Source organism: Pseudonocardia sp. SID8383, from assembly GCF_009864975.1.
GTDB classification, from domain to species: Bacteria; Actinomycetota; Actinomycetes; order Mycobacteriales; family Pseudonocardiaceae; genus Pseudonocardia; species Pseudonocardia alni.
In genome coordinates this window covers 1-449 of record NZ_WWFY01000775.1, presented here as the reverse complement: position 1 = coordinate 449, position 449 = coordinate 1, and the positions used below count along the sequence as shown (strand labels likewise).

1 protein-coding gene is annotated in these 449 nt (G+C 79.3%); it reads left to right on the top strand.

Annotated features, from left to right (window positions below; genetic code table 11):
* A partial coding sequence (locus GTW08_RS18665; protein WP_161152294.1) for an amidohydrolase family protein occupies positions 1-317 on the top strand: 317 nt, incomplete at its 5' end.
* Positions 318-449: the final 132 nt, after the last annotated feature.

The following is a 449-nucleotide window of genomic DNA, read 5'->3' as shown; positions in this document are numbered from 1 at the left end:
CCGGGGCCCGCCTCGCGCTCGGCTCCGACGCCCCGGTGGCGCCGCTGGACCCGTGGATCGCGCTCGCCGCGGCCGTGCACCGCACCGCCGACGACCGGGACCGCTGGCACCCCGAGCAGGAGATCGACCGGGCGACCGCGCTGGGTGCGTCGTTCGGGGTGGTCGACGGCTCGGCCGCCGCGGTCGTCGTGGGCGCGCCCGCCGACCTCGTGCTGACCGACGCCGACCCGACCTCCTGCGACCCGGCGACACTGCGGGCCATGCCGGTCGCGGCGACGCTCGTCGGCGGCCGGTTCACCCACCGCGCCGGTGTCTGACCCGGGGGTGCACGAGCGGGTCGGGCTCCCGGGCGGGCCGCTGGACCTGCTGCGTCCCGCCGACCCGGAGGCCGTCGCGTTCGACCCGGTCGCCGTCGGCGAGGGTGTGGAGGAGCTGCACCCGCCGCACTG